This is a genomic window from Dickeya sp. NCPPB 3274, assembly GCF_000406205.1.
In the GTDB taxonomy this organism is placed as follows: Bacteria; Pseudomonadota; Gammaproteobacteria; order Enterobacterales; family Enterobacteriaceae; genus Dickeya; species Dickeya fangzhongdai.
Genome location: NZ_CM001979.1, coordinates 1345375 through 1359514, shown reverse-complemented (window position 1 = coordinate 1359514; position 14140 = coordinate 1345375). Strand labels below are relative to the sequence as shown.

The following is a 14140-nucleotide window of genomic DNA, read 5'->3' as shown; positions in this document are numbered from 1 at the left end:
TTAATGCCCATAACGTAACCGCAGCGCCTCCGGGTAAGGATCAAAATAGCGCTGCTGCGCCAGCCAGGCATCCGGGTACTCCGTCATGTAATGACGCAGCAGGGTGAGCGGCGCCAGCAACGGCTGCATGCCCTGACGATAACGATCGATCAACCGGGTCAGTTCCTGCCGCTGTCCGGCGGTCAACTGACGGCGAAAATACCCCTGCACATGCATCAGCACATTGGTGTGATTACGCCGGGTTGCCGGGCGCGACAACAGCGTCATAAATCGCAGCCGGTACTGCGCCGCAAACGCCTCCAGCGAATCCCACTGGTCCATCGCGGCGACGAACGGCCCCAGCTCGCGGTACTCCGGCTGCGAATGCGCCAGCAACAGCAGCTTGTAGCGGCTGTGGAAGCTCATCAGCGCGCCGCGGCTCAACCCTTTTTCCCATAACTGGTTGAACTCATGCAACGCATAGACCCGGGCAATAAAGTTCTCACGCAGCGCCGGATCATGCAGGCGACCGTCTTCCTCCACCGGCAACCACGGCAGCGTTTCCCTTACTTGCTGGGTAAACAGCCCCACCCCGCTTTTACGCGCGTTGTTCTGAGCAGCATCATAAATTTTAACCCGCTCCATACCGCAGCTCGGCGATTTAGCGCAGACGATATAACCGCACAGGTGCGCCAGTTCCGCCGCTTTTTCAGCGGAGAAAGCGGCCATGTTGTCCGTCACATCCAGCCCGGAGCCATTGCTGGCCAGCAGGCGCAGGCGCCCTTCATCCGACTTAACCAGCCGCAATGCCGGGCGCGGCACCGGCAAGCCGATCGCCATCTCCGGGCACACCGGTTCAAAATGAAAATAGGGAGCAAGCTGCTCAACGGCAAAGGCCAGTCGTTTATGACCGCCATCAAAACGCACCGGATTGCCAAGCAGGCAGGCGCTGATGCCTACGGGAATCAGATCGGCTGTCATGGTGTCCCCTTTATTAAAAGAGAGTGCTATCTCAATAGCATAGCGGAATTATCCCGCTTTCCCCGCTAGATAAACGCTACAGTCAGCGCATCCGCGCCGCTATTGACTGGCAAAATCATAACAGAGCGCGCTACGGCTACGCAGAGGGAAGCGGTCAGATATTCAGCAAAAGAAACAGGAAAAAAGGGTACCAGCGGTAACAACAGCGCAGACAGCACAGAAAGGAAGAACAGCCGCCAGGCGGCTTTCCTGAACGAACGGGGTCAATCAGTAAAAATAGCCGGCGGCATGTTCTGACTGTTCCAGCCACACCGGCTTATCGCTGGTCTTTAGCCAAACGCGATGCAGGTAGCTGTAAAAACGGGAACGGCCACGCCAGCACAGCATCACCGGCAGCGCCAGAATCCCCACCAGCACCACGCCGATGCGGCGCAAGACCACCCGGTACCAGGGATAAACAACGTAGGACATCATTAACGCCTCCTGATTAAACGGTTTACTTCTGATTAAATTTTACACTCATCGGACCAGATAGCAACCCGGTAATTCACTATTTTTCCATCAACATCAATAAGTTAAATTATGGTTAATTTTTTGATTCTCAATGGTTACACATAACTAGCCCACGCTAAAAAACCCGCCAGCCGGAATACACCGGCGCATGCGCTCTTCTCTGGCATGTCGGTAGCCTAACTGACGTATCTTTCACCATTTTTATACTTTTTTTACGCCCGCCTCGCGGAAATTTGCACCTTCTTTTTTCCGCTCTGCGTAGCCTGAACGCCGTAGGAAGAATCCCATTTCTCAGGCGCGACTGAGAAGGGAAACGACCGGATGATAGCGAGTCAACACCGTTGGAGGTGACCTGTGAATATTGGCCTGATGGCAGGCGGTATGCTGGTGGTACTACTGCTGGTTTATCTTTTTTATGCATTGCTCAACGCGGAGGAATTCTGATGCCCAGCGATGCTTTTTTATTGATCGTCAGCCTGTTTGCGATCCTGCTGGTGCTGGCACAGCCGCTCAGCCAGTTTATGGCGCGGCTGGTGGAAGGTGAAACCGGCCGTATACGCCGTTACGAGCTGGGCATGGCCCGGCTGTGTGGTTTTTCAACCCGGGAAATGGGATGGCAACACTACACCGGCGCGATTCTGGTGTTCAACCTGTTGGGTATCGTGCTGCTGTTTCTGATGCTGGCGTATCAGGATCATCTGCCGCTGAACCCGCAGCAGATGCCGGGCCTGTCCTGGCATCTGGCGCTCAACACCGCGATAAGTTTTGTGACCAACACCAACTGGCAGGCTTACAGCGGGGAAAATACCCTGAGCTATTTCAGCCAGATGGTGGGGCTGACGGTACAGAATTTCCTGTCTGCCGCCACCGGCATCGCCGTGGCTTTCGTGCTGATGCGCGCCTTCGCCCGCCGCACTACCCACGACCTGGGCAACGCCTGGCTGGATCTGCTGCGCATCAATCTGTATCTGCTGCTGCCGATTTCACTGCTGCTCAGCCTGTTCTTCATTAGTCAGGGCAGTATTCAGAACTTCCTGCCCTACCAGCATCTCACCACGCTGGAAGGCGCATCGCAGGTGCTGCCGATGGGGCCGCTGGCCTCGCAGGAAGCCATTAAAATGCTGGGCACCAACGGCGGCGGCTTTTTAGGCGCCAACTCGGCTCATCCGTTCGAAAACCCGAATGCGCTGACCAACTTCGTGCAGTTGCTGTCCATCCTGCTGATTCCGGCGGCGCTGTGCTTTACCTTCGGCCGGGTGGTGAATGACCGTCATCAAGGCCATACCCTGCTGTGGGCGATGTCGCTGATGCTGATCGCCGCCACCGCGGTAGTGATGTACGCCGAAGTCAGCGGCAACCCGCACCTGTTGTCGTTGGGAGCGGACAGCGCGCAAAACATGGAAGGCAAGGAATCCCGTTTCGGCATTCTGACGTCGGCCTTTTTCGCCGCCATTACCACCGCCACCTCCTGCGGCGCAGTCAACGCCATGCATGACTCGTTTACCGCGCTGGGCGGCCTGATCCCAATGTGGCTGATGCAGATTGGCGAAGTGATCTTCGGCGGCGTAGGTTCCGGCTTCTACGGCATGCTGGTGTTCGTAATGCTGACCGTGTTTATTGCCGGGCTGATGATCGGCCGCACCCCGGAATACCTCGGTAAGAAAATCGAAGCCTGGGAAATGAAGATGGCGGCGCTGGCGATTCTGATCACCCCGGCGCTGGTATTGCTGGGCACCGCGCTGGCGCTCGGCACCGAAGCCGGCCGCGCCGGTATCCTGAACCCGGGCGCGCACGGCTTTAGCGAGGTGCTGTACGCCTATTCCTCGGCCGCCAACAACAACGGCAGCGCCTTTGCCGGCCTTAGCGTCAACACCCCGTTCTACAACCTGACGCTGGGTATCGCGATGCTGCTGGGCCGCTTCTCGTCGCTGATTCCGGTGCTGGCGATCGCCGGTTCGCTGGTGGCGAAAAAACGCCAGCCGGAAACCAAGGGATCGTTGTCCACCCGTGGCCCGCTGTTCATCGGTCTGCTGATCGCCGTCATTTTGCTGATTAGCGCGCTGAACTTTATTCCTGCCCTGGCACTGGGTCCAGTTGCCGAGCATTTACAGTCAAGTCTGGTTCACTGAGCCGGAGAAAGAAGATGATTCGTAAACAGCAAACGCTTTTTGATTCCGCTCTGTTGCGTAACGCGCTGGTGGATTCGGTAAAAAAACTCGATCCGCGCGTCCAGTGGCGCAATCCGGTGATGTTCGTGGTGTATATCGGCAGCCTGTTAACCGCCGGTATCTGGCTGGCGATAGTCAGCGGGCACACCGCCGGCAGCGCCGGGTTCACCGGTGCGGTCTCACTGTGGCTGTGGGTGACGGTACTGTTCGCCAACTTCGCCGAAGCGCTGGCGGAAGGCCGCAGCAAAGCGCAGGCGGAAACCCTCAGAGGCGTGAAAAAAACCAGTTGGGCCAACAAGCTGGCCGCGCCGCACCATGACGCCGCCACCCAGAAAGTGCCGGCCGACAGCCTGCGCAAAGGCGACGTGGTACTGGTGTCCGCAGGCGAGATGATCCCCTGCGACGGCGAGGTGCTGGAAGGCGGCGCCTCGGTGGATGAAAGCGCCATCACCGGCGAATCCGCGCCGGTGATCCGCGAATCCGGCGGCGATTTCGCCTCGGTGACCGGCGGCACCCGCGTGCTGTCCGACTGGCTGGTGATCCAGTGCACCGTCAACCCTGGCGAAACCTTTATCGACCGAATGATCGCCATGGTGGAGAGCGCCAAACGCCGCAAAACCCCGAACGAAGTGGCGCTCACCATCCTGCTGGTGGAACTGACCATTATTTTCCTGCTGGTGGTCGCCACGCTGTCGCCGTTCTCCTGGTTCAGCGTCACGGCCAACAACAGCGGCTCGGTGATCAGCATCACCGTACTGGTGGCGCTGCTGGTGTGCCTGATCCCCACCACCATCGGCGGCTTGCTGTCGGCCATCGGCATCGCCGGCATGAGCCGCATGCTGGGCGCCAACGTCATCGCTACCAGCGGCCGCGCGGTAGAAGCCGCCGGCGACATCGACGTGCTGCTGCTGGACAAGACCGGCACCATCACGCTGGGCAACCGTCAGGCGTCCGCGTTTCTGCCGGCGCCGGGCGTGAGCGAACAGGCGCTGGCCGACGCGGCGCAGTTGGCCTCGCTGGCGGACGAAACCCCGGAAGGACGCAGCATCGTGGTGTTGGCCAAACAGCGTTTTGGTCTGCGCGAGCGGGCGCTGCGGGACCTGGACGCCACCTTCGTGCCTTTCTCGGCGCAGACCCGCATGAGCGGCGTCAATATTCAGGGGCGCACCATCCGCAAAGGCGCGGTGGACGCGCTGCGCCGCTACATTGAAGCCAATCAGGGCCAGTTCCCGGCGGAAGTGGAAGACGCCGTCGCCGGCGTGGCGCGTCAGGGCGGCACCCCGCTGGTGGTAGCCGAAGGCAAGCGCGTACTGGGCGTGGTGGCGCTGAAAGATATCGTCAAAGGCGGTATTAAGGAGCGCTTCGCCGAACTGCGCAGCATGGGCATCAAGACCGTCATGATTACCGGCGATAACCCGCTGACCGCCGCCGCCATTGCCGCCGAAGCGGGTGTGGACGATTTTCTGTCGGAAGCCACACCGGAAGCCAAACTGGCGTTGATTCGCCAGTATCAGGCGGAAGGCCGTATGGTAGCGATGACCGGCGACGGCACCAACGACGCCCCGGCGCTGGCGCAGGCCGACGTGGCGGTGGCGATGAACTCCGGCACCCAGGCGGCCAAAGAGGCCGGCAACATGGTGGATCTGGATTCCAACCCTACCAAGCTTATCGAGGTAGTGCACATCGGCAAGCAGATGCTGATGACCCGTGGTTCGCTGACCACGTTCAGTATCGCCAACGACGTAGCCAAATATTTCGCCATCATTCCGGCCGCGTTCGCCGCCACCTATCCGCAGTTGAACGCGCTAAACGTGATGCAACTGCACTCCCCCGCCTCGGCGATGCTGTCGGCGGTAATCTTCAACGCGTTGATTATCGTGTTTCTGATCCCGCTGGCGCTGAAAGGGATCAGTTATAAACCCATGAGCGCCGCGGCGCTGTTGAGCCGCAACCTATGGATTTACGGGCTGGGCGGTCTGCTGGTGCCGTTCGTCGGCATCAAACTCATCGACGTGCTCCTGACTGTCACCGGGCTGGCGTAACTGAAGGTAATTATCATGAATTATGTCCGTTCTTCCCTGGTTTTATTACTGCTGATGACCCTGATCACCGGCGTCGGCTACCCGTTGCTGGTCACCGCGCTGGGGCAATGGCTGTTCCCGGTGCAGGCCAACGGTTCCCTGCTGTATCGGCAGGACGAAGCGGTCGGCTCGTCGCTGATTGGGCAAGCGTTCAGCCGTGACGGGTACTTCCAGAGCCGCCCGTCCGCCACGTCGGACAGCGCCTACAACACGATGGCGTCCGGCGGCAGCAACCTCGCCGTCAGCAACCCGGCGCTGGACAAGGCCGTCAGTCAGAACGTCGCGGCCTGGCACCAGCGCCGCGGCGACAACGCGCCGGTACCGGTGGAGCTGGTTACCGCCTCGGCCAGCGGGCTGGACCCGCACATTTCGGTGCCTGCCGCCGACTATCAGGCCGGACTGGTCGCCAAAGCGCGCGGCCTGACGCAGGATCAGGTAGAACAGTTGATCAATCGCTATACGCGCACGCCGTGGCCCGCATTTATCGGAACGCCGGTGGTGAATGTCGTAGAATTGAATATGGCGTTAGACCAGCTTAAACCGCTTCCCTGATTAAGGGCCCACCCTACGAGGAACAGAAATGACCGACGAGGAACAGCGTCGACCCGACCCGGACAGCCTGCTGAGCCAGATTGAAGAACAGCCGCGCGGCAAACTGAAAATCTTCTTCGGTGCCTGCGCCGGGGTCGGGAAAACCTACGCCATGTTGCTGGAAGCGCAGCGCCTGAAGGCCCAGGGGCTGGACGTGCTGGTCGGGGTGGTGGAAACCCACGGGCGCAGCGAAACCGCTGCGCTGGTGGAGGGGCTGCCGCATTTGCCGATGAAGAAAATCAGCCATTACGGCCGTCATCATCACGAGTTCGATCTGGACGCGGCGCTGGCGCGCTGCCCGGCGCTGATCCTGATCGATGAACTGGCGCACAGCAACATCCGTGGTTCCCGTCATCCCAAACGCTGGCAGGACGTGCAGGAGCTGCTGGACGCCGGCATCGACGTGTTCACCACCGTCAACGTGCAGCATCTGGAAAGCCTGAACGATATCGTCGGCGGCGTGACCGGTATCCGGGTGCGGGAAACCGTCCCGGACCCGATTTTTGACGACGCCAATGAAGTGGTGCTGGTGGACTTGCCGCCTGACGACCTGCGCCAGCGCCTCAATGAAGGCAAAGTTTATCTGCCGATGCAGGCGGAACGCGCCATCGAAAACTTCTTTCGCAAAGGCAACCTGCTTGCTCTGCGCGAACTGGCGCTCCGGCGTATGGCCGACCGGGTGGACGACCAGATGCGGGCGATGCGCGCCAGTCAGGGACGCGAACGGGTCTGGCATACCCGCGACGCTATCCTGCTGTGTATCGGCCGCGGCGCGGGCAACGAAAAGCTGGTGCGCACCGCCGCTCGTCTGGCCGCCCGTCTGGGCAGCATCTGGCACGCGGTTTACGTCGAAACGCCGCGCCTGCACCGTCTGCCGGAAGGCGAACGACGGGCAATTCTGCGCGCGCTGAAACTGGCGCAGGATCTGGGCGCGGAAACCGCCACCCTTTCCGACCCGTCGGTGGAGCGCGCCGTGCTGCGCTATGCCCGCGAGCACAATCTGGGCAAGATCGTGATTGGCCGTCACCCCGAACAGAAACTCGGCTGGTGGCGCCGCACCCGCTTCGCCGAGAAACTCGGCAAGTTAGGGCCAGACCTCGATTTGGTGGTGGTGTCGGTGCAGGACGACGCCGCGCCGCCTCCGCCCAAAACCCCGGATATCCGGGGAATTACCGACAAATGGCGGTTGCAGCTGTACGGCTGCGGCGTCGCCGCCCTGCTCTGCACATTGATTACGCTGCTGGCGCTGTGGTCGCCGTTCTCCATGCTGGAGCCGGTCAATCTGGTCATGCTCTACCTGCTGGCGGTGGTGATCATCGCGCTGTTTTATGGCCGCTGGCCGTCGGTGTTCGCCGCGGTCATCAACGTCGCCAGTTTCGATCTATTTTTCGTGGTGCCCAAAGGGACATTCGCGGTAGCGGACGTTCAGTATCTGGTCACGTTTGCGGTGATGCTGACCATCGGTATTCTGGTAGGCAACCTGACCGCCGGCGTGCGTTATCAGGCCCGCGTCGCCCGCTACCGTGAGCAACGGGTGCGGCATCTGTACGAAATGTCCAAGGCGCTCAACCGCAGCCTGTCGGTGCAGGATATCGCCAGAGCCAGTCACCATTTCCTGCGCTCCACCTTTCAAGCCAAGATCGCCATTCTGCTGGCCGAACCGGTGTCCTCCCCGACGGCGGAGCTGCAACAGGCCGCGCTCGACGAACCCGATCAACTGATCGTCGATCAGGCCATCGCCCGCTGGAGCTACGATCACGCCGCCCCTGCCGGAGCCGGCACCACGACCCTGCCGGGCGTGCCGTATCAGCTTCTGCCGCTGGCGACGCCGCAACTGACCTTCGGCGTCATCGCCATCGAACCGAATAACGTTCGCCAGTTGATGATTCCGGAGCAGCAACGCATGCTGGAAACCTTCACGGTATTGATCGCCAACGCGCTGGAGCGTTTGCATCTGGTTAAAAGCACCGAAAACGCGCGGCTGGACGCCGAACGCGAGCAACTGCGCAACTCGCTGCTGGCCGCTCTGTCCCATGATTTGCGCACCCCGTTGACGGTGCTGTTTGGTCAGGCGGAAATCCTGACGCTTAACCTGGCGTCCGAAGGCTCGCCCTATGCACCGCAGGCCAGCCAGATCCGCCAGCACATCCTCAGTACCACCCGGCTGGTCAACAACCTGCTGGATATGGCGCGCATCCAGTCCGACGGCTTCAATTTGCGCAAAGAGTGGCAAACGCTGGAAGAACTCGCCGGAAGCGCGTTGCGGCAGTTGGAAAATTCTCTGGCAAACAATACTATTCATTTACGGTTGCCGCAGGACATGACCCTGGTGTACTGCGACGCCAGCCTGATCGAACGGGTGTTGATCAACCTGCTGGAAAACGCCATCAAATACGCCGGCGAGCAGGCGACGATCACCGTTTCCGCCAGCCAGATTTCCTCCCCGACCTCCGGCGATATGCTGGAAGTGCAGGTGCGGGATAACGGCCCCGGCATCCCCAACGGTCAGGAAAAAGTAATTTTTGACAAGTTCGCCCGCGGACACAAAGAATCCTCTATTCCCGGCGTCGGTCTGGGGCTGGCAATTTGCCGGGCCATTGTGGAGATTCACGGCGGGCGAATCTGGGCCACCAACGCGGATGACGGCGGTGCGGTGTTCCACTTTACTCTGCCGCTGGCGCCGCCGCCGGCGCTCGAACCTGAAGAGATGGAGTCCTGACCCTGTTACAGACCAACATCCTGATCGTAGAAGATGAAAAAGAGATCCGGCGTTTTGTCCGCAACGCGCTGGAGGGCGAAGGCTGCCGCGTATTCGACGCTGAAACGCTGCAACGGGGACTGATTGAAGCCGCGACCCGCAAACCGGATCTGATTATTCTCGACCTGGGTCTGCCCGACGGCGACGGTATTGATTACATCCGTGATCTGCGCCAGTGGAGCGCGATTCCGGTTATCGTGCTATCCGCCCGTACCGACGAACAGGACAAGATAGACGCGCTGGACGCCGGCGCCGATGACTACCTCACCAAACCGTTCGGCATCGGCGAGTTGCTGGCGCGGGTTCGGGTAGCGCTGCGCCGTTTCAGTTCCTCCCAGCAGGAAACCCCGCTCATTAGCTTTTCGAACGTCACGGTGGATTTGGTCAATCGTCAGGTCATGCGCGACCAGCAGGAACTGCATCTGACGCCGATCGAATTCCGGCTGCTGACCACCCTACTCGCCAGCCCCGGCAAAGTGCTGACGCAGCGCCAACTGCTCAATCAGGTCTGGGGCCCTAACGCGGTGGAGCACAGTCATTATCTGCGTATCTACATGGGTCATCTGCGTCAAAAGCTGGAAGACGACCCGGCCCGCCCGCGCCATTTTCTGACCGAAACCGCCATCGGCTACCGGTTTATGCCCTAGCAGGCGTCCTTTCATGATTCATGTCGCTGGCGCCCTGCCCACGTCAGGCGTAGCATCCTGATTTTTATCCGCGAGAAAAATATCAATGAGTAGCTGGTTACTTTACGCCTTGCTGTCGGCGTTGTGCGCCGCGCTAGTGGCGCTGTTTGGCAAAATCGGCCTGCAACAGCTGGACGCCAATACCGCCACCGCCATTCGTGCGGTGGTCATGGCGCTGTTTCTGGTCGGCGTGGTGGTGGCGCAGGGCAAAACATCGTTGTTCGGCACCGTACTTGCCAACCACAAGGCGATGGTGTTCATTGTGCTGAGCGGCGTAGCGGGTGCGCTGTCCTGGCTGTTTTATTTTATGGCGCTGAAAAGCGGCACCGTCGCGCAGGTGGCGCCCATCGACAAACTTAGCGTGGTGTTCGCGGTGATTCTGGCGGCGCTGCTGCTGGGAGAAAAAGTATCGCTGCTGGCCGGGGTTGGCGTCGCGCTGATTTCCGCCGGCGCGCTGTTGGTGGCGTTGGGATAAGCGACCGGCAGTAGGCACAAAAAAGGCGCTGTTGACACAGCGCCCTGATTTTCAGCCGGGTTGACCCGTTACTTCGCGCTGCTCAGCACCGCGCTGACAATCTCAACCGCTTCTTTCTCGATTTTCTCGCGGTGCTCCGCGCCGAGGAAACTTTCGCAGTAAATCTTGTAAGCCTCTTCCGTGCCGGACGGGCGTGCGGCAAACCAGCCGTTGTCGGTCATCACCTTCAGGCCGCCAATCGATGCGCCATTGCCGGGCGCAGCGGTCAGACGGGCGGTGATCGGGTCGCCTGCCAGCGTGCTGGCGGACACCATTTCCGGCGACAGTTTAGACAACGCCGCTTTCTGCGCGTGCGTCGCCGGCGCCTGCAAACGGTTGTAGCTCGGCGCGCCAAAACGCTCGGCCAGCGCATCATAGTGCTGCTGCGGGTTTTTGCCGGTCACCGCGGTGATTTCCGCCGCCAGCAGACACAGGATGATGCCGTCTTTGTCGGTCGACCACGGCTTGCCGTCAAAACGCAGGAACGACGCGCCGGCGCTCTCTTCGCCGCCGAAGCCCAATGTCCCGTCGAACAGGCCGTCCACAAACCATTTGAAACCGACCGGCACTTCCACCAGTTTACGGCCGAGATCCGCCACCACCCGGTCAATCATGGCGCTGGACACCAGCGTTTTGCCGACCGCCACTGACTCGCTCCACTGCGGGCGATGACGGAACAGGTAGTTGATAGCCACCGCCAGATAGTGGTTCGGGTTCATCAACCCGGCCGGGGTGACGATACCGTGACGGTCATAATCCGGATCGTTGGCGAAAGCCAGGTCAAACTTGTCGCGCAGCGCCAGCAGACCAGACATCGCCGATACCGACGAACAGTCCATGCGGATCACGCCATCGTGATCCAGCGTCATGAAACGGAAGGTCTGATCGACGGCGTCGTTGACCAGCGTCAGATCCAGTTGGTAGCGCTCGGCGATGCGCTGCCAGTAAGCAATGCCGGAGCCGCCGAGCGGATCGACGCCGAGTTTCAGGCCGGCGCGCTGAATCGCCGCCATGTCCACCACCTCGTCCAGCGCCTCGACATACGGCTCAACCAGATCGCGCTCGTGCAGATGGCCGCTCTGGCGCGCCTTGTCCAGCGACTGACGCTTCACATCACGCAGATTGTCCGCCAGCAGCGCGTTGGCGCGTTTCTCAATCACGCTGGTGAGGTTGGTGTCAGCCGGGCCGCCGTTGGGCGGATTGTATTTAATGCCGCCGTCTTCCGGCGGATTATGGGAAGGGGTAATCACGATACCGTCCGCCAGCGCGCCGCCCTGACGATTGTGCACCAGAATCGCGTTCGATACCGCCGGCGTCGGGGTAAAACCGTTATCCTGCTGAACAATGACGTCAACGCCGTTGGCCGTCAGCACTTCCAACACCGAGATAAACGCCGGCTCGGACAACGCATGGGTATCTTTCCCCACGTAGCACGGCCCCGTGATGCCCTGACGGCGGCGCTCTTCGGCAATCGCCTGAGCGATCGCCAGAATATGGGCTTCATTGAAACTGTGGCGGGCGGCGCAACCGCGATGCCCGGAGGTGCCGAATTTAACCGACTGGGCCGGATTGGTTACATCCGGGCGCAACACATAATACTGGGACGTCAACTGTGCGACATTAATCAGGTCGCTTTGCCGGGTAGGTTGTCCGGCTCTCGGGTGATTAGCCATTGGCGTTTCTTCCTGACGCAGTGATTTAAATAGTGCCGCAAACTTTCTCAGTCAGTTCCGGCGGGAACTGCATCGCCAGCATGATGTATTCGATCATGCTGCGTTTGCGACCGGTATTGGTGTTGGTGATAACCCAGTAAGGCGTGTCGTCGATGTGCCGGGGTTTGGTCTGAGCGCCGTGCAGCAACAGGGTCTGCTCGTCGGCGGCGAAATAGACGCGGGTGCGGCCATGCAGCGATTCGGTAGCAGCCGCAAACTCTTCCGGCGACAGGCGATGCAGGGTGGACAGTACCAGCAGAAAACGATTGACCGCCTTGTTCTGCTCGGCATATTCGTCCGACAGCAGCAACTCGCGCACGGTTCTTACCCGGTCACGAGACGGCTGTGCGGCCGCAGGCTGGGCGATTGTCGACGCCGCTGGCGACGGAGTTGCCGCGGCGGCTGGCTGCGCGCCGCTGAATTTCAGCATGCGCCGTAAAATATCCGATGCACTCTCGCCGATATGCTGAGTGTGGCTGGCGATATAACGGTAAAGCTCGTCGTCGACCTCAATAGTTTTCATTTTTATCCAGTACTGTTTTATGTCTTTAATCAATCATCAGGAATTATACAGGCTATGCGCAACCCGCGAACAGCGTCAGAGGCCGGTGACGCCAAATTCAGGATTATCCTGAATTTGCGCACGCATCCCTGTTACATGAATGCGGCTTTCTATCCCCTACCCCGGCGAGCCCCCGCCCCGACGAGCGCCGCCCGACAGAGTTTACCCGGCGGCGAAGCGTCATGGTAAAGTCATGATACCCTAAGCCACTGTCTCTCTGAATGAACTTCACCATGAAATTGAATTATCGCTGGCAAAACGCGCAACACCCGCAGAACCGGTTACCGGTTATTCTCATTCACGGCTTGTTTGGCAATCTGGACAATCTTGGCGTTCTGGCCCGCGACCTGCAAAAACACCACGATACGTTGCAGATTGATCTGCGCAACCACGGGCTGTCGCCCCGCTCTCCGGAAATGAACTACCCGGCGATGGCGCAGGATGTACGCGAACTGATCGATGAGCTGGGGCTGGAGCGTGTGATTCTGGTCGGTCACTCCATGGGGGGAAAGGTATCGATGGCGCTGACCGGGATGCTTGCCGGGCGTATCGAGCGCATTGTGGCGATTGATATCGCGCCGGTGGACTATCAGGTGCGTCGTCACGACAACGTTTTCGCCGCCATTCGCGCCGTTAGCGATGCCGGCGTGGAGCAGCGCGCCAAAGCCGCGGAAATCATGCGTGATTACCTGCCGGGAGAAGAAGGCGTCGTCCAGTTTTTGCTGAAGTCTTTCCAGCAGGGAGAGTGGCGCTTTAACGTGCCGGTATTGTGGGATCAGTACGAACACATCGTTGGCTGGCAAGAGGTGCCCGCCTGGCCCGGCCCGATCCTGTTTATCCGCGGCAGCGAGTCGCCTTATCTGGACGATCGCTATCGCGATGCGCTGCTGCGCCAGTTCCCTGCCGCCAAAGCGCACGTGGTGAGCGGCGCCAGCCACTGGGTTCACGCGGAAAAACCGGAAGCGGTGCTGCGCGCCATCCACCGTTTCCTGGCCGCTGACTGATAGCGCATCAGGCCATGTCGGAATCTCGACTGCCGGACATCCGCGCCAGCCTGCGTCAATCCGTGGTTTAATTGCGCGCCGCGCTCCAGTAAACCGTTGTCGCCACCGCAACGGCTGGGGTATCATGGCGCGCGCAGTATCGAGGGGCGGCTGTCTGGCCACTTGCATCGTTAACCACATTTCATCAAAACGCGGCCTGAGTTGCCGAAAGCGACGGATTACCCCGGTGTTCGAATCCCGGTGATCAAAAGCGGCGTTTTGGCCGAATTTCTTGCAGTACCATTATCTATGGCAAAAGAACAAACGGATCGCACCACGCTGGATCTGTTCGCGAACGAGCGTCGTCCGGGGCGGCCCAAAACCAACCCGCTCTCCCGCGACGAGCAGTTACGGATCAATAAACGCAATCAGTTGCGGCGTGACCGGGTGCGCGGTCTGCGTCGCGTTGAGCTGAAAATCAATAGTGAAGCGGTAGACATTTTGAATGCGTTGGCTGAGCAGAAAAACATCAGCCGCAGTGAACTGATCGAACAAATACTGCTGGCGCAGCTGGCAGAACAAGAAAACTAAACCTCGCTGGCGTCATCCATG

13 protein-coding genes are annotated in these 14140 nt (G+C 60.0%); 9 read left to right on the top strand and 4 right to left on the bottom strand.

The features are described from left to right. Complete coding sequence (locus DXX3274_RS06860; protein WP_042859178.1) at positions 1-960, bottom strand: 2-thiouracil desulfurase family protein; 960 nt, start codon at positions 958-960, stop codon at positions 1-3. Positions 961-1227: 267 nt separating this feature from the next. After that, complete coding sequence (locus DXX3274_RS06855) at positions 1228-1434, bottom strand: YbfA family protein (protein ID WP_038660849.1); 207 nt, start codon at positions 1432-1434, stop codon at positions 1228-1230. A 408-nt stretch (positions 1435-1842) separates the two neighbouring features. On the opposite strand from DXX3274_RS06855, the gene kdpF reads away from it, so the two are divergent. The 7 genes from kdpF to DXX3274_RS06820 all read left to right on the top strand — a co-directional run bounded on the left by kdpF (position 1843) and on the right by DXX3274_RS06820 (position 10232). Continuing rightward, positions 1843-1917, top strand: coding sequence for a K(+)-transporting ATPase subunit F (gene kdpF, locus DXX3274_RS06850; RefSeq protein WP_202428405.1), 75 nt, complete (start codon positions 1843-1845; stop codon positions 1915-1917). Then, the gene (gene kdpA / locus DXX3274_RS06845; RefSeq protein WP_042859177.1) at positions 1917-3602 is read left to right on the top strand and encodes a potassium-transporting ATPase subunit KdpA; all 1686 of its coding nucleotides are present in this window, start codon (positions 1917-1919) and stop codon (positions 3600-3602) included. Before kdpF ends, kdpA begins: the two co-directional genes overlap by 1 nt. Before the next feature lie 14 nt (positions 3603-3616). Continuing rightward, positions 3617-5683 (top strand): potassium-transporting ATPase subunit KdpB, encoded by a 2067-nt coding sequence (gene kdpB / locus DXX3274_RS06840; protein ID WP_042859176.1) that lies wholly within the window; start codon positions 3617-3619, stop codon positions 5681-5683. Positions 5684-5698: 15 nt separating this feature from the next. Beyond that, positions 5699-6274, top strand: coding sequence for a potassium-transporting ATPase subunit KdpC (gene kdpC / locus DXX3274_RS06835; protein WP_042859175.1), 576 nt, complete (start codon positions 5699-5701; stop codon positions 6272-6274). Positions 6275-6302: 28 nt separating this feature from the next. Next, positions 6303-9032: a two-component system sensor histidine kinase KdpD gene (kdpD, locus tag DXX3274_RS06830; RefSeq protein ID WP_042859174.1), complete on the top strand. Its 2730-nt coding sequence runs from the start codon at positions 6303-6305 to the stop codon at positions 9030-9032. Then, entirely contained in the window at positions 9029-9718 is a 690-nt protein-coding gene (gene kdpE / locus DXX3274_RS06825; RefSeq protein WP_042859173.1) for a two-component system response regulator KdpE, read from the top strand. The genes kdpD and kdpE overlap by 4 nt, the downstream gene beginning before the upstream one ends. 85 nt (positions 9719-9803) lie before the next feature. Further along, positions 9804-10232: an EamA family transporter gene (locus DXX3274_RS06820; protein WP_042859172.1), complete on the top strand. Its 429-nt coding sequence runs from the start codon at positions 9804-9806 to the stop codon at positions 10230-10232. 68 nt (positions 10233-10300) lie between these two features. Here DXX3274_RS06820 and pgm read toward each other — a convergent pair whose 3' ends face one another. Beyond that, positions 10301-11944, bottom strand: coding sequence for a phosphoglucomutase (alpha-D-glucose-1,6-bisphosphate-dependent) (gene pgm / locus DXX3274_RS06815; RefSeq protein ID WP_042859171.1), 1644 nt, complete (start codon positions 11942-11944; stop codon positions 10301-10303). A gap of 25 nt (positions 11945-11969) precedes the next feature. After that, positions 11970-12506 carry a replication initiation negative regulator SeqA gene (seqA, locus tag DXX3274_RS06810; RefSeq protein WP_042859170.1) on the bottom strand — a complete coding sequence of 179 codons (537 nt, stop codon included), beginning with the start codon at positions 12504-12506 and terminating at the stop codon, positions 11970-11972. A 272-nt stretch (positions 12507-12778) separates the two neighbouring features. On the opposite strand from seqA, the gene ybfF reads away from it, so the two are divergent. Together ybfF and ybfE are read left to right on the top strand one after the other, a co-directional pair. Then, a complete protein-coding gene (ybfF, locus tag DXX3274_RS06805; RefSeq protein ID WP_042859169.1) occupies positions 12779-13549 on the top strand; it encodes an esterase in 771 nt (256 codons plus the stop codon). A gap of 288 nt (positions 13550-13837) precedes the next feature. Continuing rightward, complete coding sequence (ybfE, locus tag DXX3274_RS06800; protein ID WP_033111703.1) at positions 13838-14119, top strand: LexA regulated protein; 282 nt, start codon at positions 13838-13840, stop codon at positions 14117-14119. The last annotated feature ends 21 nt before the right edge of the window (positions 14120-14140 follow it).

What these genes read in the sequence shown, in the direction of transcription:
- DXX3274_RS06860 (WP_042859178.1), bottom strand. Translation starts at nt 960, where the DNA reads ATGACAGCCGATCTGATTCCCGTAGGCATCAGCGCCTGCCTGCTTGGC.
- DXX3274_RS06855 (WP_038660849.1), bottom strand. Translation starts at nt 1,434, where the DNA reads ATGATGTCCTACGTTGTTTATCCCTGGTACCGGGTGGTCTTGCGCCGC.
- kdpA (WP_042859177.1), top strand. Translation starts at nt 1,917, where the DNA reads ATGCCCAGCGATGCTTTTTTATTGATCGTCAGCCTGTTTGCGATCCTG.
- kdpB (WP_042859176.1), top strand. Translation starts at nt 3,617, where the DNA reads ATGATTCGTAAACAGCAAACGCTTTTTGATTCCGCTCTGTTGCGTAAC.
- kdpC (WP_042859175.1), top strand. Translation starts at nt 5,699, where the DNA reads ATGAATTATGTCCGTTCTTCCCTGGTTTTATTACTGCTGATGACCCTG.
- kdpD (WP_042859174.1), top strand. Translation starts at nt 6,303, where the DNA reads ATGACCGACGAGGAACAGCGTCGACCCGACCCGGACAGCCTGCTGAGC.
- DXX3274_RS06820 (WP_042859172.1), top strand. Translation starts at nt 9,804, where the DNA reads ATGAGTAGCTGGTTACTTTACGCCTTGCTGTCGGCGTTGTGCGCCGCG.
- pgm (WP_042859171.1), bottom strand. Translation starts at nt 11,944, where the DNA reads ATGGCTAATCACCCGAGAGCCGGACAACCTACCCGGCAAAGCGACCTG.
- seqA (WP_042859170.1), bottom strand. Translation starts at nt 12,506, where the DNA reads ATGAAAACTATTGAGGTCGACGACGAGCTTTACCGTTATATCGCCAGC.
- ybfF (WP_042859169.1), top strand. Translation starts at nt 12,779, where the DNA reads ATGAAATTGAATTATCGCTGGCAAAACGCGCAACACCCGCAGAACCGG.
- ybfE (WP_033111703.1), top strand. Translation starts at nt 13,838, where the DNA reads ATGGCAAAAGAACAAACGGATCGCACCACGCTGGATCTGTTCGCGAAC.